Source organism: Pseudosulfitobacter sp. DSM 107133 (assembly GCF_022788695.1).
In the GTDB taxonomy this organism is placed as follows: Bacteria; Pseudomonadota; Alphaproteobacteria; order Rhodobacterales; family Rhodobacteraceae; genus Pseudosulfitobacter.
Map to the genome: position 1 here is coordinate 1,105,026 of NZ_CP085154.1, position 20,884 is coordinate 1,125,909.

Here is a 20,884-nt window from a genome sequence, read left to right on the forward strand (position 1 = left end):
AACGCCCCGCGTTTTCGCCGCGCCCGACCGCCCCCATGGGCGGGCGCGTCTGCGACGCCCCCGAGGCTTGCGCCTTCTTTCGCCTCAAAAGGTCCACAGGACCTTTTGCAAGACGGCTACAGACCCGCGGTCAGGCGCTTGTATTGGCGCTCAATGTTGGCACAAGTCGAATGTAAATACGAACTTCAGTCGAAGTCTATTGTTTCAGTTTCGGAATGTCGCCATCAAAGAACTTCTCTTCATATTCCTTTAGATGTGGAAGTGCGTTCCAGAGCGCAGCAAACTGTCTAGAACAAATTTCGGATGATCCTTTTGAATGCCAGACGCCCCCGTCCCAAATAATAGAGGCTTGATGCCCTATCTGGATGATTTTTTCTGCCGTTTCAATAACTTCTGCGGTTCCAAATTTCTCGGTAGAGCCATTTTTCTTTTGAACTTTTCTATCAAATATCTCTTTGGTTAAGCGATGTCCCAAATACGAGTCTCTCATGGCTGATAAACTGCGGCAAATGGGGCTTTGCTCTATGTCGTCCAGGCTAACTTGCAATGCCCTGAGTAAACTAAGCATGCCCTCTTCATTAACTTCGTTGGATTGGAAGCCCTCACGTTCTGCCCATCTTTCGATGATCGTCGATTTGTTCTGCTGAAGTAGCTTCAATAATCTTACATGGGAAAATGAGTTATCTTCCAAGCTGCGCGTAATGAAGAATATTAGCCCTTGAGTTATAGAAATATCTGCGACTGATAGTGCGCGGCCAGAATAGGAACCATCAATCTTATCTGTAAAAACATCCCAATTCTGCATAATTGATCTTGACCATCCTATTTGGCATTCTACCAAATAGTGTTCGTGACCAATTCGAGCGAGTATTGTGTCGATTGCATTGATGTCAGACTTTGCCCGCCCACTCAAACATCCAGCTCCTCAACAAACCGCGCATTGTCCTGGATATACTCGAACCGCAACTCCGGCTTTTTCCCCATCAACCGCTCGACCAGATCGCCGGTCTGCCCCGGCTCGTCCTCGTCGATCGTCACCCGGATCAGCTTGCGCGTGGCGGGGTTCATCGTGGTGTCCTTCAGGTCCTTCGCGTCCATCTCGCCCAGACCCTTGAACCGCGACACGTCGATCTTGCCCGACCCGCCCAGACCCTTCTCCAGCCAGATGTCCCGCTCGGCCTCGTCCAGACAGTACACACGCTTGGACCCCTGCGTCAGCCGGTACAAGGGCGGACAGGCCAGATACAGATGCCCCGCATCAATCATCGGGCGCATCTGGGTGAAAAAGAACGTCATCAGCAGCGCCGCAATATGCGCGCCATCCACGTCCGCATCGGTCATGATGATGACCTTGTCATAGCGCAGGTCATCGACGTTGAACTTCGCCCCCAAAGACACCCCAAGTGCCTGTGACAGATCGGAAATCTCCGCGTTCGATCCCAGCTTGGATGACGCCGCGCCCAGCACGTTCAGGATCTTGCCCCGCAAGGGCAGCAGCGCCTGCGTGCGCCGGTCCCGCGCCATCTTGGCCGACCCGCCCGCACTGTCGCCCTCGACGATGAACAGCTCGGTCCCCTCGCGCGATTTCGACGAACAATCCGTCAGCTTGCCGGGCAGGCGCAGCTTTTGCGTCGCCGTCTTGCGCGAGGTTTCCTTCTCCTGCCGCCGCCGCAACCGTTCCTCGGCGCGCAGCACCAGGAAATCCAGGATCGCCCCCGCCGATTTCGTATCCGCCGCCAGCCAGTTGTCGAAATGGTCGCGCACGGCGTTTTCCACCATCCGCTGCGCCTCGACCGTGGCCAGCCGGTCCTTGGTCTGGCCGACGAATTCCGGCTCGCGGATGAAACAGGACACCAGCGCACCGGCACCGGCCACCAGATCCTCGCGGGTGATCGTCGCGGCCTTGCGGTTGTTCACCAACTCCCCATAGGCCTTGATACCCTTCAGGATCGCCGCCCAGAAACCGGCCTCGTGGGTGCCGCCCTCGGGCGTGGGCACGGTGTTGCAATAGGACTGGATGAACCCGTCGCGGGCAGGGGTCCAGTTGATCGCCCATTCGACCTTGCCGGGCACCTTGAACTTTTCAAACGACACCGATCCGGCAAAGGGAGACTCGGAATAGGTGCTGGCCCCGCCCATCGCTTCTTTCAGGTAATCCGCCAGACCGCCGGGAAAGTGGAACTTGGCCTCTTGCGGCGTCTCGCCGTCGTTGATCGCGGTTTTCCAGCGGATTTCAACGCCCGAGAACAAATAGGCCTTGGACCGCGCCATCTTGAACAGCCGCGCGGGTTTCAGCTTCAGCGACCCGAAAATATCCGCATCGGGGTGGAATGTGACGGCAGTGCCGCGCCGGTTGGGGGCGGCGCCGATCCGCTCCAGCTTGCCCTGCGGCACACCGCGCGAGAACTCCATCGCATAGAGTTCCTTGTTGCGCGCCACCTCGACCCGCAGATGATCCGACAGCGCGTTGACCACCGACGAGCCAACCCCGTGCAGACCGCCCGAGGTCTCGTAACTGTCGCCGGAAAACTTGCCGCCCGCGTTCAACGTGCAAAAGATGATCTCAAGCGCCGATTTCGTCGGGTCCTTGGGGTGGGGGCCAGTGGGAATCCCCCGCCCGTTGTCGCGCACCGACACATGGCCGTTCTCGTGCAGCTCGACTTCGATCCATGTGGCATGTCCCGCCACCGCCTCGTCCATCGAGTTGTCGATGATTTCGGCAACCATATGATGCAGCGCGCGGTCGTCCTTGCCGCCGATATACATGCCGGGGCGCAGGCGGACGTGTTCCATGTCCTCCAGCACCTGGATCGAGGAGGCATCATAATCCGAAGCGGGTTCGGACCCGGACAGAAGGTCGCTCATAAGGGCTGCTCACTTTTTTATACTTGGCGGGTATAATGGCAGAGCAGGGAAGATGACGAAAGGGGGAAGAGGCGCGGCTTTTCCAGGTTCTTGCGACCCGCAAGATTTTACCGCATCCGGGGCTCAAGGCGCCGAACCCCGGTCGGACGCTGCCCTTTGGGGCCAGAGCCTACCGGCCACCCCCAAGAAAATCCGCCTCTGACAACACCCGCGCCTTGTCATCCGGTCGGGTCAGATCAATCGTCACGATCCGCCGCGTCGCATGATCCGCGCTTACGCGGCGGAAGCTGAACGTCGCATCGGTGAACTGCCCCGGCACCATCACCCAACGGGTGATGCTGGCCGCCAGCCCCTTGTAGGGCGCGATCATGTCGATCAGCCACAGCCGGTCGCCCGACTGCCAGTCCTCGGGGTCCAGCAACTCACCCGCCACATATTTGCGCTCGGCCTCGGCGCTCATCCGCGCCCATGTGATCAACCCGCGCGGCACCCCGTCAAAACGGAAAATCCGGTACTGGTCCAGCGCGATCGGCGCCTCAAAGGCCGAGCGCAGGTTCGCCATGGTCATGCGCTGGTGCCAGTCGCTGCGAAAGGCCAGAAACAGGAAGTCGCCATAGGCCCGCAACCGTGCCTCCGTTGGCGCTTCGCTTTCGGGCATCACCACGCCCATGGTGTCGGTCAGGGGGGCCATCAATGCAGCCCGCTGCGCAAGACAGCCGCCTCGGTCACCTTGACCGACGCGCGCGCCGCAGGGCCAAAACCGTCGGGGTCGGCCAGCAGCGCGGGGAACAGTGCGGCCAGCTCGTCGCGCACCGGCTGGTCCAGCGCATCCAGCACATAGTCGCCGGGGAAAAAGCTTTCGGTCAGCGCGCCATTGGTCACCATGATCTCGTGGCGGTCGAACAGGATGTGGAAATATTCCACATCCTCCAGATCATGCGCAATCGTGATGTCCAGATCGTTGACCAGACATTTGGCGGGCACCAGAACCTCGGACTGGCCAAAGTGCAGCTCGGCTTTCCACCCCGACACCAGCACGCGGTGCTGCGGCGACACCACCAGCGCCTGATCGGGGCATTGCGCGCCCAAGGCCCCCCTGGCCAGCCGGATCGGACGCAATTCGGGCGCGTTTTCCAGATCACGCCGCCCCAACCGCCGCGACCCCAGCCAGCGGACCGGCTGATAGCCCGAATCAAGCGTCTGCACCCGATCCCCCACCTCCAGCGCTTCAACCGCGACACGGCCACGCGCGGTGTCGATGCGGGTGCCGCGCAGCACACAGACCGCGATATTGATCACCACCCGGTCCGCGTCCGAGTTAAAGCCGCGTGAGCCGGTGACGGTGAATTCGACAGTCTGGTTCGACCCCGAGGCGATGACCGCCGCCTGGTTGATGGTAAAGGTGAACCGGCCGGTGCTGGTGTTGACGCTGAGCGTGCCGAATTGCGTCGTGCTCAGGGCCGAGAACTGATAGCTCGTGGCTTCCCTTTCGCCGATGCCGTCCTGATTGGTGTCCTCGTCGAAATCGCCGCGGACGGTGGCATCGGAAAAGGCCACGTTGAACGTCCAGACATCAAAACCGGCTGACGCGCCACCCGAAGAATTCCCGGATGTTTCACTGATATTATAGGACATAACCTACCTGCCTCGGTGCCTGCCTGATTGGGTTTTCTTATGGTTGTGCAGTGCAGAGATACTATCTCATAGGTTGCAACTTCCGTCCAGTTTCTTCCCCCGACCCCCCGCAGGAATCCGCCTGCTGCCCGCCATCGGACAGATTAATGGGTCCAGACCCTAAATCGCAGGACAAGACGGCGGCGCGGCGCTATGCTGTGTGACCGGTTGCTGGTCCCGCATTACGGGCACCGAAACCACGATACCCCCTGTCCGAAAGACCCGAACAATGCTGTCTATGCATACGATACCCGAAGCCTTCAGCGTGGGCGCATGCGATGCGATCATTGCCGCCATCGCCCAGGCCCCCACCGATCCGGCCCTGCTGGTCGGGCGCAACCGCGACCACAACATGCGCAGGGCCGATCTGGTCTGGACCGACGAGGTGGACGGTCTGGGCTGGGTCATGGACCGGCTGATTGATCTGGTGCGCCGCGCCAACCGTGACCACTTCGGTTTTGATCTGACCGCTTTCGAGGAAAGCCCGCAGGTGGCGATCTACCGCGCCACCGCTGCGGGGCATTTTGTCTGGCATTCGGACATCGGCGGCGGGCCGGTCTCGGCCAAGCGCAAGCTGACGCTGGTGCTGCAACTGTCGCCGCCAGAGGATTACGAGGGCGGCACGCTCGAAGTGATGCCGGGCGCGCAGGTGCTGGAAGCCAGCCGCGCGCAGGGCAGCGTCAGCATCTTCCCCAGCTTTACCCTGCACCAGGTGACACCGGTGCGCAGCGGCGTGCGTCACTCGCTGACTGTCTGGGCGCACGGGCCTGCGTTTCGATAAGGCGGCAGGGCAGGCAGGCCCCGAAACTACCGTGTCATACGCTCGGCAGAGGTCGAGAACATCACCACCGACTTCCCCTTGACCTGCCGCAGCCCGCAACTTTCCAGCATCGCCCGCGAGGGCGCGTTGTCCTGCGCGACGAATTCCATCGTTGAAATCGCCCCAAGCTCGGTCACGGCCACAAGGTTGCACATCGCGTCCACCAATTTGCCAAGCCCCAGACCACGTTGTGCCGGATCAACGGCAATCAGACCGACCCATGCGGATTTGAAAAACGGGCTGTGACGGTTGTGGGTCATTGCGGCAAACCCGGCGGCGACGATTTTGCCGCCCCGATCCTGCAAGACGACAAGCCGCGCCGGGAACAGTTTGCCCAGCAAGGCATCTGTTGAAAACGGCGACACCCCCTGATCCGTCAAAAAGGCCTGAACCTCCTGCGCGTTCTGCGGTGTGATCTCCTGATCCGGCACAGGCGTCACACCATCGGGCAGGCCATTGGACACGATCCCCCCGCAAACGTCGTGGATGGTCTGTGCATCGGCCATGAACAGATCCCAAAGGTGCAAGTTGGGATCATAGCGGCACAGTTCCTGACGCGCGACCTCGACCGTCGCGGCATCGACGCCACGCAGGGTGGCAACGCCTTCGTCGGCCATATGTTTTCGCAACCGGTCCCAGCCCAGCCTTGCCGGATCATCGCTTGAAAACGTGCGGGCATGGACAACGGCGCCGGGCATGTCAGTCAGCTCTGCCACCTGCGCGTCGCGGGCCGCTTGCAGCGCCTGTAAGTCCGGCGCGCCGAAATAGGGAGAAAAGCCAGCGGTCATGCTGAAGCACCTTCCTTTCATTGCCTGCGCGCAGTCAGCTCTGGCACAGATGCGGGCCTGCGTCGTTTCCGACAAATCCGTCGCCCCGCCCGGCAGCGCCGGTTGACCCGCCCGGCAGCGCCGGTTGGCCCGCGCATGTGCACTCCGTTACCGTCTGCGACAGCTCGTCACTATCAGGAACAGCATCACATTGCTATCCGCAGCGCGCGGTGACGGATATCACTGCCGCGATCCGCCTGTACTGGCGCGCAGGCGCAAGCCCGCTCAGCCCTTGAACGCCGGCAGCGGGTAGGGGGATGTCACCAGCTCGGGCCGGCGCTTTTCATAAAAAGCGTTGCCACCGGTCGTCACCACATAGTGCATGTTGTTGTAAGACGCCTGATACCAGGCCGCATGAAAGAACTTTGCCCGCGCGATCTTCGGGTGCCTTTCGCCGGCGATAACCGCCTGCGCGGTCTCTCTGGCAAGCGTGGCGGATGCACCGCTCATTGGCTTGCTCATGACTCCGGGCGCGAACTGGTTCTTCTGGCCCACGACGCCGCAGACGGTGTCGGGAAAGGCGTCCGAGTGAACGCGGTTCATCACCACCGTGCCGACGGCAACCATCCCGTCGCGGCTGGAACGGTGCGATTCAAAGTACATCGCCCGCGCCATGCAATCGACCTCGGCCGCCGAAAGGGGATGGCGCGAGGCAGACCCGCCGCATCCCGCCAGCACGGTCAGGCCGGCCAGCCCTGCAATGATCTGTCGTTTGGTGTTCAGACGCTGCAAATTCACAAGCCTTCGGACCTTGGTGTCACCGGTATGGATTGCGCCGCAGTCTTTCAGCAATTTCCCGACACAGGCAAGAGCACCGCACCGCTTTTTCGCCCCGCGAATGCGCGCAGCGTGCAGGACAGCCCCCGGTCGGCAGCTGTTCGCTTGCCGGCAAACAGATGCCGGCGCAGCCTGCCACTTGACCTGAATCAACACGGCTGGTTCACAAAGGAGCTATCCTTCTTCAAACAGAAAAGGACGATCACCATGATGACTGTGACCAAACCCTCGGCCAACCGTGTTGACGTTGTGCTGTCCGGCCCGCTGGATTCCGAAATGATGGGTGACGCGCTGGACCGGATGATTGCAGCCTCCCAAGGCGTCAGCCACGGGAAGATGTTGTTTGCGATCCAGAACTTCGAAATGCCGACGATGGGCGCCTGGGGCGCCGAGCTGATCCGCTTGCCCAGGCTGATGGCGGCGATCCTGCGGTTCGACAGATGTGCCGTGCTGTCCGATGTGGCCTGGCTGCGCACCACCGCCGAGATCGAGGGAAAGGTGATCCCCTCACTTGACATAAAAAGCTTCGAACTGGCGCAGGGCGATGCCGCCGAGCGTTGGCTCGCGGGGGACGGCAACGGGGATAAAGAGGATGAAAACTATCCTGTCTAGCAACTGTATTTCTCAAGCGAGTTGAGTAGTCCATTTCTGCCGACTTTTGCAAAGGGCGTTCACGATTGTCACAAGCTTTCTTGCGACGGCGGTGATTATCACTTTGTGTGGTTTTCCGGCTTCGCGAAGGCGGTCTGCGAACGGCTTCAGGACGGGATTGTGGTGACTGGCGACGAGCGCCGCCTGGAACATAACGTGTCGCAGCGGGCGCCGGCCGCCTCCGATAGCGCGCTTGCCCCGCATCGCGCCGCTGTCATGGGCAATGGGCGCAAGGCCTGTCAGCGCGGCGGCTTGTTCGCCCGTGATCTGGCCGAGTTCCGGCATTTCAGCGATCAACATCGTGCTGGCGACCGGGCCAATGCCGGGAACTGAACGCAAGATGGCAGCAGTCGTGGCAAGGCCTTCCTCTGAGGCGATGATCTGTTCGATCCGGACCTCAAGTCCTGCAATCTGGCGATCCAGTAGGTCTTTCAGGTCACCATCCATGACGTCGAACAGATCATCCGAACCCAGTTTCGCATGCGCCTTGATTTGCGCCAAAAGCCGTTTGCGTGTTTCGACGAGCTGACCACGCTTGGACACCAAAGCCCTGAGAAGACGTATCTTTTCATGCGGCAAGGTCCGCCCTGCATCAGGCCGAAAGGCCATGAACCGCGCGATAAGCTCCGCGTCGATCCTATCCGTTTTCGCCCGCGTGCCCCGGCTGGCGGCAAAGGCTTTGATTTGCGCGGGCGGCAGTTGCCTGGTCGCGACCCCTGCAACGTCGAGGGCCGACCACAGACGCCATTCCTGCCCCCCTGTGGCCTCAAAACAAACCAGCGCACAGGCTGACTTTGCCAGGGCGCCCACGCGCGCATGCCCGTCCTCGGAATTGGGCAATCGAAGTCTCTGATTGCTTGGCAGGCAATGAATGTCCAGCCAATCGCGGCTGACATCTATGCCAAGGATTGCGTCTCGTGTTATCCTGTTCATGTTCTCTTCCTTCTGATCCGTGGTCCAAGCTGGCCACAAGCAACTGTTCGAGATGGATGAAGAGAGACAGTGCTGGCTCGCTAGCAAACGTGGTCCCAGTTCAACTTGGGCCACAAGGCTCTGACGCCATACACCGTCCCGTCAGTGACCTCGGCCAAGGTCGCTGACGGGGGAACAATAACAGATCGGAGATACAGAAGGCTCTGGACCCATTAATCTTACATACTCAGTTTGACAGATTTTTTCGCAGACTAGGAGCATCTGCGCAAGAATAGTGGTTCTATTTCAAGCAGATGTGACGAAGGCTGCGGGAAAATCCGTCAAACCCGAAGGGCGGCGATTTCACTTCATCTCAAGGGTTTGGGTCGCTTGCAAATAGAACCACTATTGGCTGTGCGCCCCAAACCCTTGCAATTTCGTGAAATAGCCGCTGAGTATGTAAGATTAATGGTTCCAGTGCCTAGGGTCCAGACCCCAGACCCTCGTGGCCCATCCAAAAGGCCCCCAAAAGCGCCCTGCGTGACCCACGGGTCTGACCCTGAAGACACCCACCTGAACGTGTTTTGAAAACGCCTCTTTTATTGGCAGTGCTCTGCGGCTACAGGTTTGGGCATGACAGCCATGACGCAAACCCCGACGCCGCGGATGACCTATCCGGGCCACGCCCGAACCATGCTGACGCTGGGCCTGCCGCTGATCGGCGGCCATATCGCGCAGATGGCGATTGCCGTCACCGATACCGTGATGCTGGGCTGGTACGGCATCGAGGCGCTGGCCGCCGTGACGCTGGCGTCGACCTATTTCTTCCTGCTGTTCCTGATGGGCAGCGGCTTTGCCTGGGCGGTGATGCCGCTTGTGGCCTCCTTTGATGCCGAGGGCGACGAAACCTCGTTGCGCCGCGTCACGCGCATGGGGCTGTGGCTGTCGACCGGCTTTGGCATTCTGGTGCTGCCGGTGATGATCTGGGCCGAACCGGTGCTGCGGATGCTGGGGCAAACCGAACAGGTGGCGCGCGACGGGGCGCTGTATCTGGGGGTTGCGGGCTGGGGCATGATACCGGCGCTGCTTGTCATGGTGATGAAATCCTATCTTGCCGCGCTGGGGCGCACCCAGATCGTGCTGTGGATCACGCTGGGGGCGGCGCTGGTGAACGGTCTGGCCAACTATGCGCTGATCTTCGGCAACTGGGGCGCGCCCGAACTGGGCGTGCGCGGGGCCGCGATTGCATCGGTTGCGACACAGGTGTTCAGCCTTGCGGGCGTGATCCTCTATGCGCTGCGCGTGCTGCCCGAACACCAGATATTTGTGCGCCTGTGGCGGCCCGACTGGCACATGCTGGCGCGGGTGTTCCGTATGGGGCTGCCCATCGGCATCACCAGCCTGTCCGAGGTTGGCCTGTTCTCGGCATCCGCCGTGATGATGGGCTGGCTGGGCACCGTGCCGCTGGCCGCCCATGGCATCGCGGTGCAACTGGCGGGGCTGGCGTTCATGGTGCATCTGGGCCTGTCCAACGTCGCCACCATCCGCGCAGGCAATGCGCTGGGGCGGCGCGACGCGGCGCATATGGCGCGTGGCGCCCGTACCGCCTTTGCGCTGTCGCTGGGCATGTCGGTGCTGACCAGCACGGTCTTTCTGCTGTTCCCCGAGGCGTTGATCTCGGCCTTTGTCCAAAGCGGCGAACCCGCGCGCGACCAGATCATGGCCATCGGCGTCGGCCTGCTGGCCGTGGCGGCGCTGTTCCAGCTGGTCGACGGGGTGCAGGTGATCGCGCTGGGCCTGTTGCGCGGGGTGCAGGACACTTCGGTGCCGATGGTGCTGGCAGCGGTCAGCTACTGGGTCGTCGGCCTGCCCACGGCCTATCTGCTGGGCTTTGTCCTTGATCTTGGCGGTGTCGGCGTGTGGTTCGGCCTTGTGGTCGGCCTGGGCGCTGCGGCCCTGTCGCTGGCCTGGCGGTTCTGGCGGGTCAGCTTTCCCAAGGTGGAGCGCGCCTGACTGTCAGATACCAGGCAAAGGCGACATTTAACCAGAGCGCGGCGGCACGTCTGAACGACAGGGCAGGAGGTAAGCGGTCATTCGTGAAAAATGCAGCGAGAGTCCGGTTTGAGTCCTGAATGATCTACCCACACAGGGCAGTGCCTGACCGCGGGTGGGCATCGGAAGGCCAGTGGATACCACTTTATTTATCGTCTTTGGCGTGCGGGAAAAGAAGTGAAACACGGTGAGAAAGCGCCCGCCCATGGGGCGGTCGGGCGCTGCCCGGCGGCACTTCGTGCCTTGATTCCGGGCTTTGGTGAACGGCAGCAAAGTCCGCGAAGCTGACCTTGCTCCATGCGACGTCCAAGGTCAGGTTTGAGCCAGCAGGACTTCGCATTTGGATCGAAATGGCTTGGCATGGCACCCTGGCGCGAGCCAAAAATTCGGCACTAGCCCTGCATCAGCCGGTCGGCCTTCTTGCGCACCAGCACGCTGCGCAGATCGTGCATCGCCAGCAGCAGCGCATCGGTCACATCTTCCAGCTGGTCGTCGCTGGCCTTGGACTGAACCCATTGGGTTGTCAGGTTCAGATAGTCGATGGCGCGGTGAATATCATCCATATCGCGCGCCGCCAGCAGCGCCTGGCGCGCCGCCATCCATGCCTTGATCTCGGCCATGTCCGCCGCGCTGAGTGTGCGGTCGCCCTGCGGCTTGACCTCGCCATTGCGGATGTTGACCACGGCAATCTGGTCCATCTCGATCCGGCGCTGCCGGTTCTCGGTGTCGATGCGAAACACCGCTGCGCCGTTTTCGCGTACCCTGAAGTAATAGTCGGGCAATTCGCCTGCCATCATGTCATCCCTGAACGTAAACTGCCTGCCTGTCTTCGGGTCTACCAGCACCAGCTTGTCAGGCAAAGATTTTTATCCCGCCTCGTTCCGCGCGCCATTCCGCGTGACAGTCCCAACGACATTCCCGACAGGCCACCGCAGATCAGGCAGGCGGAAAGCCCCGACATTGGCCCGACGGATCACGCAAACGTTAAAAATCTTGCTTAATTCCGGCAGGATAGGGTATTTGTCGACCATGACATCCCGCTTTTGGAATGTCCGCTTTCGGAATCGTTGCCGTTGGGACCGAGAACCAGGTTGGTTTCGCTCTCTCGGTGAAAGGTCCGAATTTTCAGGGAGAAATTACTGCCATGATTATCAAGAAGAGTTTTCTCGTCGCGTTGCTTGCTTTGTCGCTTGCGGCCTGTGCCGCCAAGGAACCGCCCGTGCCCATCACCGTCGGTCCCATTTTTTCCGGGAAATACGGTGACCCCATATACCCGGATGGTTGTTTCGACACCACCGGAGCCACCGTGCCCTGCGGTCCGCCGCCAACCTGTGCCGACGGTTCAACCCAAGCAGATTGCGTCCCGGGCGGCGGTGGAGGAACCGGCACAGCCGGAACAGCTGCTACAGGCTGACGTCTGAAAAACCTGCGCGCCTGCAAGGCAGATGCGCAGGATCAACGCGCGCAGCGTTCAATCCAGAACGATAATACCGGTCTGTTTCGACTTGTGCTCGGGCTCGACATGAATGGTGATATGGGTCACATCCAGCGCCTCTTTCAGCGCGTTCTCGATCCGGTCGCAGATTTCATGCGCCTCGAAGACCGTGGTTTCGCCGGGCACAACCAGATGGAAATCAATGAAAACTGCCGGCCCCGCATGGCGCGTGCGCAGATCGTGCGCCTCCATCGCCCCGTCAGCCTGAACCGCGATAATCTCGCGGATGCGTGCCAGCGTCCTGTCCGACACCGCTTCGTCCATCAACCCGCTCAGCGACTCCTTCACGATCTTCCAGCCTGACCACAGGATGTTGACCGCCACCAGCGCGGCCAGCAGCGGGTCCAGTATCCACCAGCCCGTCGCCACCGCCAGCAACACCCCAAGCGCCACCCCGACCGAGGTCAGCACGTCGCTGACCAGATGCCTGCCATCGGCCACAAGTGCCGGCGATTTGCGCGCCCGCCCGCGTGTGATCAGCACCCAGGCCCAGACCCCGTTGATGACGGTGGCCCCCATGTTCACCAGCAGCCCTTCCAGCGGCGCGTCCAGCGGGGCAGGGGCCATGACCCCGCCAAAGGCTTCGTGCAGGATCAGCAGGGCGGCGACGATAATCATCACCCCCTCCAGCACCGCGCTGAAAAATTCGGCCTTGTGGTGACCCCAGGGGTGGTCGGCATCCGCAGGCTTGGCCGCGACCCGAATGGCGATCAGCGCGGCAAAGGCCGTGGCCACATTGACCGTGCTTTCCAGCGCATCCGACAACAGCGCCACCGAACCGGTCATCCAATAGGCCAGCGTTTTCAGCCCCAGAACCGCAAAGCCCACAAGAATACTGCCAATCGCAAGCTTGATCGTGGTCATCGGGCGGTCCTTTGCGGCGTGCCCGTCAGATAGACGGGCAGGAACAGCTTCGCAACCCGCTGTTTTTGCGAATGAATATCAGGTTCATTTGCAGGTGGGGGCGCTGCCCTGTGTGGCGCCGTCAGGATGCCTTCACATCCGCCCCCCTCACGTCAGCCCTGCACAAAACCCCTGTATCCGCGTGCACGCCTCTTTCAGCGCCGCGTCCGAGGTCGCATAGCTGACCCGGAAATTCGGGCTCAACCCGAAGGCCGCCCCAAACACCACCGCAACGCCGGTTTCCTCCAGCAGCGCCGTGGCGAACGCCTCGTCATCGACAATCTCGACCCCCGCAGGGCTGGTCTTGCCGATCAACCCGGCAATCGACGGATAGACGTAAAACGCCCCCTCCGGCACCGGGCAGGAAATCCCCTCGGCCGCGTTCAGCATCTCGACCACCAGATTGCGCCGCCGCACGAATGCCGCGTTGTTCTCGGCGATGAAATCATGCGGCCCGTTCAGCGCCTCGACAGCGGCCCACTGGCTGATCGTGCAGGGGTTCGAGGTGGATTGCGACTGTACCTTGCGCATCGCCCCGATCAATTCCTGCGGCCCCGCCGCATAGCCGATCCGCCAGCCGGTCATCGCATAGGCCTTGGACACGCCATTCACCGTCAGCGTGCGGTCGTACAGACGCGGCTCGACCTGTGCCGGGGTGCAGAACTCGAAATCGTCATAGGCCAGATGCTCGTACATATCATCCGACATCACCCAGACATGCGGATGGCGCATCAGCACATCGGTCAGCGCCTTCAGCTCGTCGCGGCTGTACCCCGCCCCCGTCGGGTTCGACGGCGAGTTGAAGATAAACCATTTGGTGTTGGGCGTAATCGCCGCCTCCAGCTGGTCGGCGGTCAGCTTGAACCCCGTCTGCAACGACGCCTCGGCAATCACCGGCGTGCCACCGGCCAGCAGCACCATATCGGGGTAGCTGACCCAATAGGGCGCGGGAATCACCACCTCGTCCCCTTCGTTCAGCGTCGCCATCAGCGCGTTGTACAACACCTGCTTGCCACCCGACGATACGCTGACCTGCGCCGGCACATAGTCCAGCCCGTTGTCGCGCTTGAACTTGGCACAAATCGCCTGCTTCAGCTCTGCAATGCCATCCACGGCCGTGTATTTCGTCTTGCCCAGCGCAATCGCCACCACAGCGGCGTCCTTGATGTGCTGGGGGGTGTCGAAATCCGGCTCTCCGGCGCCCAATCCGATGATATCCTTGCCCGCAGCCTTCAATTCCGCCGCCTTGTTTGTTACTGCAATGGTCGGAGACGGTTTGACACGTTCGAGTGTCGTGGAAAGCAGTTTCATCTGAGCCTCGCAGGTCTAGCATTACCATGCGACTCATAGGCGGGGCCCGACGCGCGATCAAGCACAAGCGCGATCACGCACTTAACCGAAGATTGAAAGAGGACATATAAATGACTGACGACGACAGCAACGACTGGTACAGCCAGGACGCCGCAACCTTTGGCGACCGGGTGGCAGCCGCACGCGAAGCCGCCGGACTCAGCCAGAAAGATCTGGCCCGCCGCCTGGGCGTGCGCCTGTCCACCGTGCGCGGTTGGGAAGAAGACCGCAACGAGCCGCGCGCCAACCGCCTGTCGATGATGGCCGGGTTGATGAACGTGTCGATGATGTGGCTGATCAACGGCGAAGGCGAAGGTCTGGCCTCGCCCGAGGAAGACCCGCTGCCGCGCGACATGCGCATTCTGCTGGCCGACCTGCGCTCCTTGCGCGCCGATCTGGTGGCCAAGGCTGAAAAAGTGGCGCGGATGGAAAAAGCCCTGCGCAAGCTCGTGCAGGAGAACGCCGATGCCGGAGCAGCATGAACACCGCCTCAAACGCCTGAAAATGCGCTCCATGCGGCGCGGGATCAAGGAAATGGACATCATCCTGTCGGCCTATGCCGACGACACCCTGCACCAGATGGACGACGCGGCGCTGACGCTCTACGACGACATGCTGAACGAGAACGATCAGGACCTGTACCAATGGGTGACGGGGCAGGTGGCCGCGCCGCCGCGCTTCGCCGACCTGATCGCACGGATTTCCGTGCAATTCCAAAGCCCTGACCTCTAAGGTCGGGGCTTCCGGTCCGGAGGTGCCATTGGCACAGATGCCCAATCGCTGCGATGCAGCTTACCCGTAGCAGACGTTCGATAGATTTTGCAGCATTCTTGTTTGCCAAAGGTCGGCAGTGCGGGACTTTGCTGCGGTTCGCAAAGCCGCGCATCGTCGGGCCGTGGTGCGGCGATCCGACCTCAGTGACTGGCAGTTTATGGCAGCCAAACACATCCTAACTATCTGTCAGACACTACAGAAGCCAAATCGCCGTGCCGGGGGGCGGCCCGGCGATGCGCGGCGGCCTGCGGCCTTGAATCCGCGCAGGTGACAAACGGCAAGGGCTCTCTACCGCCGTTCGCCGCAGTCTAAACGAAAGGCCCCGGTCGGGAAATGGGCCAAACTTTGCAAAGCCCCCTCCCTGCGCACAGCCGACCTTGGAGTGCAGCGCAGCATGGGGCTTCGGGTTGCTAGGGCTTGAATGGCCGCTTTTGCAACTCTGGCACGGAACCTTCGCATGCACAGCGAAAGCCCGGAATCCACCCACCCTCCAACAAACACCCCACAACCCAACTTAACGGTTTATTGTCAAATTCTCCCCATTCTCCTCCCCAGATTGAACGAGTCGGAGTTGAAAAATGAGCATTCAGGAATCTGGCCTGAAGGTGCCCGCAGACGCTGCCGCGGGCAAAGGGTATATCGGCAGCTATCTCGAAGCCCTGTCATTGGTCGAACGCCTGCACCGCCTGCTGCTGGACGTGATCAAGGATGAATTCGAACGCGTCGGCATTCTGGAAATCAACGCGGTGCAGGCGCTGCTTCTGTTCAACATCGGTGACAACGAGGTGACGGCCGGCGAATTGAAAAGCCGCGGCTATTATCAGGGCAGCAACGTCAGCTATAACCTGAAAAAGCTGGTCGAAATGGGCTATATGCACCACCAGCGTTGCGAGATCGACCGCCGCTCGGTGCGGGTACGTCTGACCGAAAACGGGCGCATGATCCGCGACACCGTCAGCGATCTGTTCGAGCGCCACGCCGACGGGCTGCAATCGGGCGATGTGCTCAGTGTCGATGGCATCGACACCATCACCGGCACGCTCAAACGGGTCGAACGCTACTGGGCCGACCAGATCCGCTATATCTATTGATCCGGCAGCGGAGCCGCCCCCTCGGGGCGTTCTATTCTGGCGGGATCACGCCCGACGGCGCGGCCAGTTGTCCCAGTATCAGAACCTGCAATTCGCGCTCCAGCTTGCGTTGCATCGCCTCTGCATATCCTTCGAACCCCAGTGCGGTTTCGACAAAAGCATCCCTGCCGAAAATCACCTCGGCGCGGAAATAGGAACTCAGCTCGGAAATCTCGGCCTGTCTGCGGTCGCCCGTGGCGGGGGCGTCGGCCCCGATCACCAGCGCGTTGATCGTCACATCGCGACCCGCCAATTGCCGTTTCACATCGCGCGGACGCGGGCCAAGGTTGGATTTGCCATCCCCCGAAATGTCCAGCGTATGGCGCGCGCAATCGGTCTGCTCCAGCAGGGCCACACCGAATTGCATCGCCGATCCCAGACCGGTGCCGGGCGAACGTGGCACGCGTCCGGTACTGCGCAGCCGCGCAATGATGTCATCCAGCCCCTGTTCCGAGGTCACCGGCGTCCACGGAATCAGCAACGTGTGGTCATCAGGGTTGCTCCACTCATAGACCGCCAGCAGCACCGGGGTCTGCGGCTGTTGCAACACCGCCCCGCGCACGCTGCCCGCATCCAGCGCCTGCGCCAGCCCGTCCAGTTGCAGCCGGTATTCGCGCGCATCCACCGACCCCGACACATCCAGCGCCAGCGCCAGTGCCTGACGGCACGCCGCCTGCGCCGACCCCGCGCCGACCACAACGCAGAAAAGCAGCACCAGCAGCCTCATCCGCGTTCCCGCCCGTCCACAGGCAGCGCCCCCAGCACCGGCGGCGCCAGCTCGCGCTCCAGCTTGCGCCGCATCGCGCGCTCGTAATCCTCGAACCCCTGCGCCACCTCCAGAAAGGCACCGGGCCCGTGCAACACCTGCCGCTGATAAAAGGCGATCAGCCCGACCTCGGCCTCGAAATCGGCGGCATTCACCACCAGCCCGTTCACCGTGATCGTGTCAAAACCGAACTCGCGATAGGCCGCCTGCGGGCCAAACCCTTCGTTGTTCTGCCCGTCCCCCGCCATGTCCAGCGTTTGATGCAGACAGCTGGGCGCACGGTCGAACAGCCCCGCGCCGAACCCCAGCGCATAGCCCATCGCGGTGGGAAAATCATTGTGCGAGCGGCGCGACGCGGCCACGATCTCGGCCGCCGTCAACAATTCGGCAGGGCCGCGCACCACCAGCCAGTCCAGCACGATTTCCTGATTGTAACGCCCCGACCATTCATAAACCGCCAGCGCCACAGGGTCGTCGGTGGCAAAAAACGCCGCCCGAACCTCGGGCGCGGTCAGCGCCGCCACCAGACCCTGCCGCTGCAACGTGTCCTCTGCCGCATCGACCGACGAAGACACGTCCAGCGCCAGAAGCAATGCCAACCGGCACTGTTCGGCGCTGGCGGGCAGGGCCATCAGGCCCCACCACAAGGCGATCAGGGCGTGTTTCACCCCATCACCAGTGACCGGTGTTTTCCATGCTGGCCCAGGGCTCTTGCGGGGCCAGCCGGTCACCGGCCTGCAACAGCTCGATCGAGATGTTGTCGGGCGAGCGCACGAACGCCATATGCCCGTCGCGCGGCGGGCGGTTGATCGTCACACCGTTGTCCTGCAATGTCTGGCACATTGCGTAAATGTCATCGACCTCATAGGCCAGATGGCCAAAATGGCGGCTGTCGTCGGGCAGCGCATCATCGCCATCCCAGTTATAGGTCAGCTCGATCGGGCAGTCTTCCTGCCCTTCGGCGGCCATGAAAATCAGCGAAAACCGGCCCTGTTCGCTGTCCATGCGGCGGGTCTGTTTCAGCCCCAGCATTTCGTAAAAGGCCATGGATGTCTCCAGATCCTTTACCCGTACCATCGTGTGCAAATATTTAAGTGGCATGCCTGTGCTCCAGTCTTGAGATGCGATTGCCTCTCATCCTAGTGCGCAGGGCCGCAGTGTCGAGACGTGTCGCGTCAAAACGCCGAGGCAATGCCGATGCTCAGGCCGACGCGGTTCACATCATACAGGCCGATATTGCTGTTGGTGGTCGACGCACTCAGCCGCATCGTGGGGTTGAACCCGTAATAGTCGATCTGGCGAAAGGTCGCTGTCACATCTGCCGAAATCTCGAAATCGCGGCGCCCCGTCGGGTCGTGCGGCGACACGTCGTAATCACGATAGCTGGTGCCAACGCCAATCTGGATGGCGGTGCCCAGAACCGGCTTGCCGATCACATAGCCACCGCGCAATTGCACTTCCTGATACTCCAGCCGCGCACTTTCCGAGCTTTGTGCGGCAACCGTCGCCCCCAGATACAGCCCGTTGCCACCGCCCAGTTGCTTGCTGATGCCGGTCGACAGGCTATAGGTTTCTGTGTCCGCGCCGCGCTGCGCCTGCCGCAGGTCCGCGCCCAGATCAAAACGCAGCTTGGTGGTCTGGTCGACGTAATAGCTTTGCCCGACATTGCCGCGCAAAAAGCTGTTGTAACGCGCACCGGCCAGAAAGGTCTGGCCCAGATCCGCCGTCAGGGAAAATTCGCCGCGCCGGTCTGCACGCAACTGTTTGAACCCATAGCCCAGACGCAGCGTGCCATAGGCATAATCGCTGCCGGAAATATCCAGCGGATCGTTGCCTGCCGCCACCCGTGCGGCATTCTCGGCGTCCAGATCGTCCCGAGAGTTTTTCGACAGGACATAGCTGCGATAGGACAGGCCCAGACGCAGATCATGCGCGGTGCGTTCGGTCTGTTTGAACCGATAGCGCGATTGCACATCCGCCCCCAGCTCAAGCCCCGACAGCGCCTTTAGTTCGGCGCCAAGCTCAGGTATCAAACCCGCTGCGTAGACCAGCGCAAGATCCTTGTAAAACAGCATGGAAGAGTCGCGCGCCGACCCGTTGTTGATGTTGCTGTTGGGCGCAAGCGTGAACGACAAATGCGTGCTCCACGGATTGCGCCGCTGCACATATTTGAAATCCTGCGTGGCGCGCGCCGCATGTTGCGGGGTCGGGGCCACCTGATGGGCACGGCGCAACCACAGCTGCGCCCGCGTCCGCTTGCCTGCCGACGACAGCGCCTGTGCGGTCAGCAGTGCCGCCGAAAACTTCTCTTCATCGGTTCTTGCATGTTGCCACCCCGCACGGGCCGCGGTTTCGGCGGCGGCAAAATCCCCCAGATTGCGCAGCGCCCGCGACCGGATCATATGCGCCGTCGCATCCGCCCCGTCACGCGCCAGCAGCGCATCGGCCAGCGTCACGGCCTGCGCATCGGCGCCGGCGGCCAGGCTCAGCTTGGCCGCCTTTTCCATTTCGGCGGGGCTGATCCGTGTTTCGGCCAGCGGCGCTTGCGCAACAGCGCACACCGCCAGTCCCACAGCGCACAGCAATGCCTTGCGGGGAAAGCGTGCCATGATCAGTTGTTGGCGCCCCGGTACACGATAAAGCCTGCGGTCTCGCGCACGGTGATGTCGTCGAATTCCTCATCGTTGGTGACAACGATTACCCCGGCGATTTCACTCGGGTCGTCGCCCGAAACCACGGCGTAATAGTTGCCGGTTTCGAACTCTTTCAACTTGCCGGTAGAGTCCGTGAATGTGCTGAACACCTCGCCTGCGGCATCGCCACTGTCTTTCAACACGCCGGGGCCGATTTTGAACAATGCCGTCGGAATCTCAGTCAATGTGGGGTCAATCCGCTGGGCGATGGTGCTGGTGATGTCATTGCCGACCGCGTCAAACACGCGCCGGTTGGACAAGACACCCTTGATGCCGTCACCGCGCGTTCCAGTGGTGTTGTTGAAGTCTTCAAAGTCGATGTCGATCGTCAACTGGCCAGTGGTATATTCCAGCCCGCCCGCACCGTTGAAATCACGAATGCCTGCGGTCTTGCCGGTAAATGTCGCCTGTCCGGTGTCAGGCAGCGTGACCGAGCCGTTGCGTTGGTACAGGAAGCCGCCAAAGCCATAGGGAATATAGCTGCCGGTGCGCACAATCGCGAATTGCGTGGCCGGTGTGCCGTTTTTGCTGACGCCATAGATCGCACGATAGCCCAACTGGTCGATCGGATCGCCGGTAACAGGGTCGGACAGCGGCGTGGTGGATTCATAGACCGCATATTGCCCGGCCCCCAAGCTGCTGACAGCGGTGCCGCGCTGGTACACGTTGGCCGCATCAAAGGCCAGATTGTCGACCACAAACGTGTCGGTGGCACCGTCATAGCGCACATCGCGGGCATATCCGTTGCCCTCTTCGTCACCGGTGCCAAGCGCTTCGTAACGCACGATCTTGTCGCTGGGGGTGGGCGACGCGGTGCCCGGCGGCACCTCTGTGCCGCTGATGCCGCCAGTGGTGCCGCCACCTACATCGGTGCCGTCACCGGTGGTGCCGCCGCCGGTTGTGCCGTCGCCGCTGTTGCCTGCGTTGTCGTCAAAAGGATTCCCGCCGCTGCACGCAGACAGGCTCGCGATCAGCGCGAGGCCGATAATGTTGATTTTCACTGTTCTGCCCTCAAAAAGCTTTTTTATGATTACGGAATTTATCGGGACCTTTGCCGCCTCTTGTCAACGCTGACGCAGGGCAGGGGCGAATAAACCTGTGTACCATGGCCAAAAAACAATACCGTATATGGCAGTTCCGAACCGGGCTTCTGCCAGATATAGTTACATGCGAATCCACCTAATTTCTGTCACAA

At 61.4% G+C, this 20,884-nt stretch carries 22 protein-coding genes; 7 read left to right on the forward strand and 15 right to left on the reverse strand.

What is annotated here, in order from left to right; all coding sequences use genetic code 11:
* Window positions 1-196 precede the first annotated feature (196 nt).
* From DSM107133_RS05500 to DSM107133_RS05515, 4 genes are all read right to left on the reverse strand, one after another.
* On the reverse strand, window positions 197-805 hold the full coding sequence (locus DSM107133_RS05500) for a hypothetical protein (RefSeq protein WP_114293286.1): 609 nt from the start codon (window positions 803-805) through the stop codon (window positions 197-199).
* Between the two features lie 104 nt (window positions 806-909).
* Entirely contained in the window at window positions 910-2,865 is a 1,956-nt protein-coding gene (locus DSM107133_RS05505; RefSeq protein ID WP_114293285.1) for a DNA topoisomerase IV subunit B, read from the reverse strand.
* A gap of 169 nt (window positions 2,866-3,034) precedes the next feature.
* On the reverse strand, window positions 3,035-3,556 hold the full coding sequence (locus tag DSM107133_RS05510) for a toxin-activating lysine-acyltransferase (RefSeq protein ID WP_114293284.1): 522 nt from the start codon (window positions 3,554-3,556) through the stop codon (window positions 3,035-3,037).
* On the reverse strand, window positions 3,556-4,500 hold the full coding sequence (locus DSM107133_RS05515; protein ID WP_114293283.1) for a Hint domain-containing protein: 945 nt from the start codon (window positions 4,498-4,500) through the stop codon (window positions 3,556-3,558). Before DSM107133_RS05515 ends, DSM107133_RS05510 begins: the two co-directional genes overlap by 1 nt.
* 268 nt (window positions 4,501-4,768) lie before the next feature.
* On the opposite strand from DSM107133_RS05515, the gene DSM107133_RS05520 reads away from it, so the two are divergent.
* Complete coding sequence (locus DSM107133_RS05520) at window positions 4,769-5,320, forward strand: 2OG-Fe(II) oxygenase (RefSeq protein WP_114293282.1); 552 nt, start codon at window positions 4,769-4,771, stop codon at window positions 5,318-5,320.
* 26 nt (window positions 5,321-5,346) lie between these two features.
* Here DSM107133_RS05520 and DSM107133_RS05525 read toward each other — a convergent pair whose 3' ends face one another.
* Together DSM107133_RS05525 and DSM107133_RS05530 are read right to left on the reverse strand one after the other, a co-directional pair.
* On the reverse strand, window positions 5,347-6,147 hold the full coding sequence (locus DSM107133_RS05525; RefSeq protein WP_114293281.1) for a GNAT family N-acetyltransferase: 801 nt from the start codon (window positions 6,145-6,147) through the stop codon (window positions 5,347-5,349).
* Between the two features lie 264 nt (window positions 6,148-6,411).
* Window positions 6,412-6,864 (reverse strand): cell wall hydrolase, encoded by a 453-nt coding sequence (locus DSM107133_RS05530; protein ID WP_240310503.1) that lies wholly within the window; start codon window positions 6,862-6,864, stop codon window positions 6,412-6,414.
* Window positions 6,865-7,170: 306 nt separating this feature from the next.
* Here DSM107133_RS05530 and DSM107133_RS05535 point away from each other — a divergent pair, with 306 nt between their 5' ends.
* Complete coding sequence (locus tag DSM107133_RS05535) at window positions 7,171-7,575, forward strand: STAS/SEC14 domain-containing protein (RefSeq protein WP_243253586.1); 405 nt, start codon at window positions 7,171-7,173, stop codon at window positions 7,573-7,575.
* Window positions 7,576-7,587: 12 nt separating this feature from the next.
* Here DSM107133_RS05535 and DSM107133_RS05540 read toward each other — a convergent pair whose 3' ends face one another.
* On the reverse strand, window positions 7,588-8,547 hold the full coding sequence (locus DSM107133_RS05540) for an IS110 family transposase (RefSeq protein WP_243253540.1): 960 nt from the start codon (window positions 8,545-8,547) through the stop codon (window positions 7,588-7,590).
* 612 nt (window positions 8,548-9,159) lie between these two features.
* Between DSM107133_RS05540 and DSM107133_RS05545 the strand changes: the two genes are divergently transcribed.
* Entirely contained in the window at window positions 9,160-10,539 is a 1,380-nt protein-coding gene (locus DSM107133_RS05545; protein ID WP_240310543.1) for an MATE family efflux transporter, read from the forward strand.
* 431 nt (window positions 10,540-10,970) lie between these two features.
* On the opposite strand, the gene DSM107133_RS05550 is transcribed toward DSM107133_RS05545, so the two are convergent.
* Window positions 10,971-11,372 carry a hypothetical protein gene (locus tag DSM107133_RS05550; protein ID WP_114293891.1) on the reverse strand — a complete coding sequence of 134 codons (402 nt, stop codon included), beginning with the start codon at window positions 11,370-11,372 and terminating at the stop codon, window positions 10,971-10,973.
* Window positions 11,373-11,626: 254 nt separating this feature from the next.
* On the opposite strand from DSM107133_RS05550, the gene DSM107133_RS05555 reads away from it, so the two are divergent.
* Window positions 11,627-11,992, forward strand: a complete 366-nt coding sequence (locus DSM107133_RS05555; protein WP_162792040.1) for a hypothetical protein — start codon at window positions 11,627-11,629, stop codon at window positions 11,990-11,992.
* 57 nt (window positions 11,993-12,049) lie between these two features.
* Here DSM107133_RS05555 and DSM107133_RS05560 read toward each other — a convergent pair whose 3' ends face one another.
* Window positions 12,050-12,937 carry a cation diffusion facilitator family transporter gene (locus DSM107133_RS05560; protein ID WP_114293729.1) on the reverse strand — a complete coding sequence of 296 codons (888 nt, stop codon included), beginning with the start codon at window positions 12,935-12,937 and terminating at the stop codon, window positions 12,050-12,052.
* Between the two features lie 147 nt (window positions 12,938-13,084).
* Window positions 13,085-14,287, reverse strand: coding sequence for a pyridoxal phosphate-dependent aminotransferase (locus DSM107133_RS05565; protein ID WP_114293730.1), 1,203 nt, complete (start codon window positions 14,285-14,287; stop codon window positions 13,085-13,087).
* Between the two features lie 110 nt (window positions 14,288-14,397).
* On the opposite strand from DSM107133_RS05565, the gene DSM107133_RS05570 reads away from it, so the two are divergent.
* The 3 genes from DSM107133_RS05570 (at window position 14,398) to DSM107133_RS05580 (ending at window position 16,191) form a co-directional block, all read left to right on the forward strand.
* A complete protein-coding gene (locus tag DSM107133_RS05570) occupies window positions 14,398-14,808 on the forward strand; it encodes a helix-turn-helix transcriptional regulator (RefSeq protein ID WP_114293731.1) in 411 nt (136 codons plus the stop codon).
* Window positions 14,792-15,058, forward strand: a complete 267-nt coding sequence (locus tag DSM107133_RS05575) for a succinate dehydrogenase assembly factor 2 (protein ID WP_114293732.1) — start codon at window positions 14,792-14,794, stop codon at window positions 15,056-15,058. Before DSM107133_RS05570 ends, DSM107133_RS05575 begins: the two co-directional genes overlap by 17 nt.
* 620 nt (window positions 15,059-15,678) lie before the next feature.
* Window positions 15,679-16,191, forward strand: coding sequence for a winged helix DNA-binding protein (locus tag DSM107133_RS05580; protein WP_114293733.1), 513 nt, complete (start codon window positions 15,679-15,681; stop codon window positions 16,189-16,191).
* A gap of 31 nt (window positions 16,192-16,222) precedes the next feature.
* On the opposite strand, the gene DSM107133_RS05585 is transcribed toward DSM107133_RS05580, so the two are convergent.
* From DSM107133_RS05585 to DSM107133_RS05605, 5 genes are all read right to left on the reverse strand, one after another.
* A complete protein-coding gene (locus DSM107133_RS05585; protein WP_114293734.1) occupies window positions 16,223-16,957 on the reverse strand; it encodes a DUF1194 domain-containing protein in 735 nt (244 codons plus the stop codon).
* Window positions 16,954-17,628 carry a DUF1194 domain-containing protein gene (locus tag DSM107133_RS05590; RefSeq protein ID WP_114293892.1) on the reverse strand — a complete coding sequence of 225 codons (675 nt, stop codon included), beginning with the start codon at window positions 17,626-17,628 and terminating at the stop codon, window positions 16,954-16,956. The genes DSM107133_RS05585 and DSM107133_RS05590 overlap by 4 nt, the downstream gene beginning before the upstream one ends.
* Before the next feature lie 40 nt (window positions 17,629-17,668).
* Window positions 17,669-18,097: a VOC family protein gene (locus DSM107133_RS05595; RefSeq protein WP_114293735.1), complete on the reverse strand. Its 429-nt coding sequence runs from the start codon at window positions 18,095-18,097 to the stop codon at window positions 17,669-17,671.
* A gap of 74 nt (window positions 18,098-18,171) precedes the next feature.
* Complete coding sequence (locus DSM107133_RS05600; RefSeq protein ID WP_114293736.1) at window positions 18,172-19,605, reverse strand: surface lipoprotein assembly modifier; 1,434 nt, start codon at window positions 19,603-19,605, stop codon at window positions 18,172-18,174.
* A 2-nt stretch (window positions 19,606-19,607) separates the two neighbouring features.
* Complete coding sequence (locus DSM107133_RS05605) at window positions 19,608-20,690, reverse strand: hypothetical protein (RefSeq protein ID WP_114293737.1); 1,083 nt, start codon at window positions 20,688-20,690, stop codon at window positions 19,608-19,610.
* Window positions 20,691-20,884: the final 194 nt, after the last annotated feature.

Bases quoted from the DNA above. Each gene is read 5' to 3' on its own strand.
- DSM107133_RS05505 (WP_114293285.1), bottom strand. From the start codon at position 2,865: ATGAGCGACCTTCTGTCCGGGTCCGAACCCGCTTCGGATTATGATGCC.
- DSM107133_RS05510 (WP_114293284.1), bottom strand. From the start codon at position 3,556: ATGGCCCCCCTGACCGACACCATGGGCGTGGTGATGCCCGAAAGCGAA.
- DSM107133_RS05575 (WP_114293732.1), top strand. From the start codon at position 14,792: ATGCCGGAGCAGCATGAACACCGCCTCAAACGCCTGAAAATGCGCTCC.
- DSM107133_RS05515 (WP_114293283.1), bottom strand. From the start codon at position 4,500: ATGTCCTATAATATCAGTGAAACATCCGGGAATTCTTCGGGTGGCGCG.
- DSM107133_RS05595 (WP_114293735.1), bottom strand. From the start codon at position 18,097: ATGCCACTTAAATATTTGCACACGATGGTACGGGTAAAGGATCTGGAG.
- DSM107133_RS05550 (WP_114293891.1), bottom strand. From the start codon at position 11,372: ATGGCAGGCGAATTGCCCGACTATTACTTCAGGGTACGCGAAAACGGC.
- DSM107133_RS05535 (WP_243253586.1), top strand. From the start codon at position 7,171: ATGATGACTGTGACCAAACCCTCGGCCAACCGTGTTGACGTTGTGCTG.
- DSM107133_RS05555 (WP_162792040.1), top strand. From the start codon at position 11,627: ATGTCCGCTTTCGGAATCGTTGCCGTTGGGACCGAGAACCAGGTTGGT.
- DSM107133_RS05520 (WP_114293282.1), top strand. From the start codon at position 4,769: ATGCTGTCTATGCATACGATACCCGAAGCCTTCAGCGTGGGCGCATGC.
- DSM107133_RS05590 (WP_114293892.1), bottom strand. From the start codon at position 17,628: ATGGCCCTGCCCGCCAGCGCCGAACAGTGCCGGTTGGCATTGCTTCTG.
- DSM107133_RS05580 (WP_114293733.1), top strand. From the start codon at position 15,679: ATGAGCATTCAGGAATCTGGCCTGAAGGTGCCCGCAGACGCTGCCGCG.
- DSM107133_RS05545 (WP_240310543.1), top strand. From the start codon at position 9,160: ATGACAGCCATGACGCAAACCCCGACGCCGCGGATGACCTATCCGGGC.
- DSM107133_RS05585 (WP_114293734.1), bottom strand. From the start codon at position 16,957: ATGAGGCTGCTGGTGCTGCTTTTCTGCGTTGTGGTCGGCGCGGGGTCG.
- DSM107133_RS05600 (WP_114293736.1), bottom strand. From the start codon at position 19,605: ATGGCACGCTTTCCCCGCAAGGCATTGCTGTGCGCTGTGGGACTGGCG.
- DSM107133_RS05525 (WP_114293281.1), bottom strand. From the start codon at position 6,147: ATGACCGCTGGCTTTTCTCCCTATTTCGGCGCGCCGGACTTACAGGCG.
- DSM107133_RS05500 (WP_114293286.1), bottom strand. From the start codon at position 805: ATGCAGAATTGGGATGTTTTTACAGATAAGATTGATGGTTCCTATTCT.
- DSM107133_RS05570 (WP_114293731.1), top strand. From the start codon at position 14,398: ATGACTGACGACGACAGCAACGACTGGTACAGCCAGGACGCCGCAACC.
- DSM107133_RS05540 (WP_243253540.1), bottom strand. From the start codon at position 8,547: ATGAACAGGATAACACGAGACGCAATCCTTGGCATAGATGTCAGCCGC.
- DSM107133_RS05565 (WP_114293730.1), bottom strand. From the start codon at position 14,287: ATGAAACTGCTTTCCACGACACTCGAACGTGTCAAACCGTCTCCGACC.
- DSM107133_RS05560 (WP_114293729.1), bottom strand. From the start codon at position 12,937: ATGACCACGATCAAGCTTGCGATTGGCAGTATTCTTGTGGGCTTTGCG.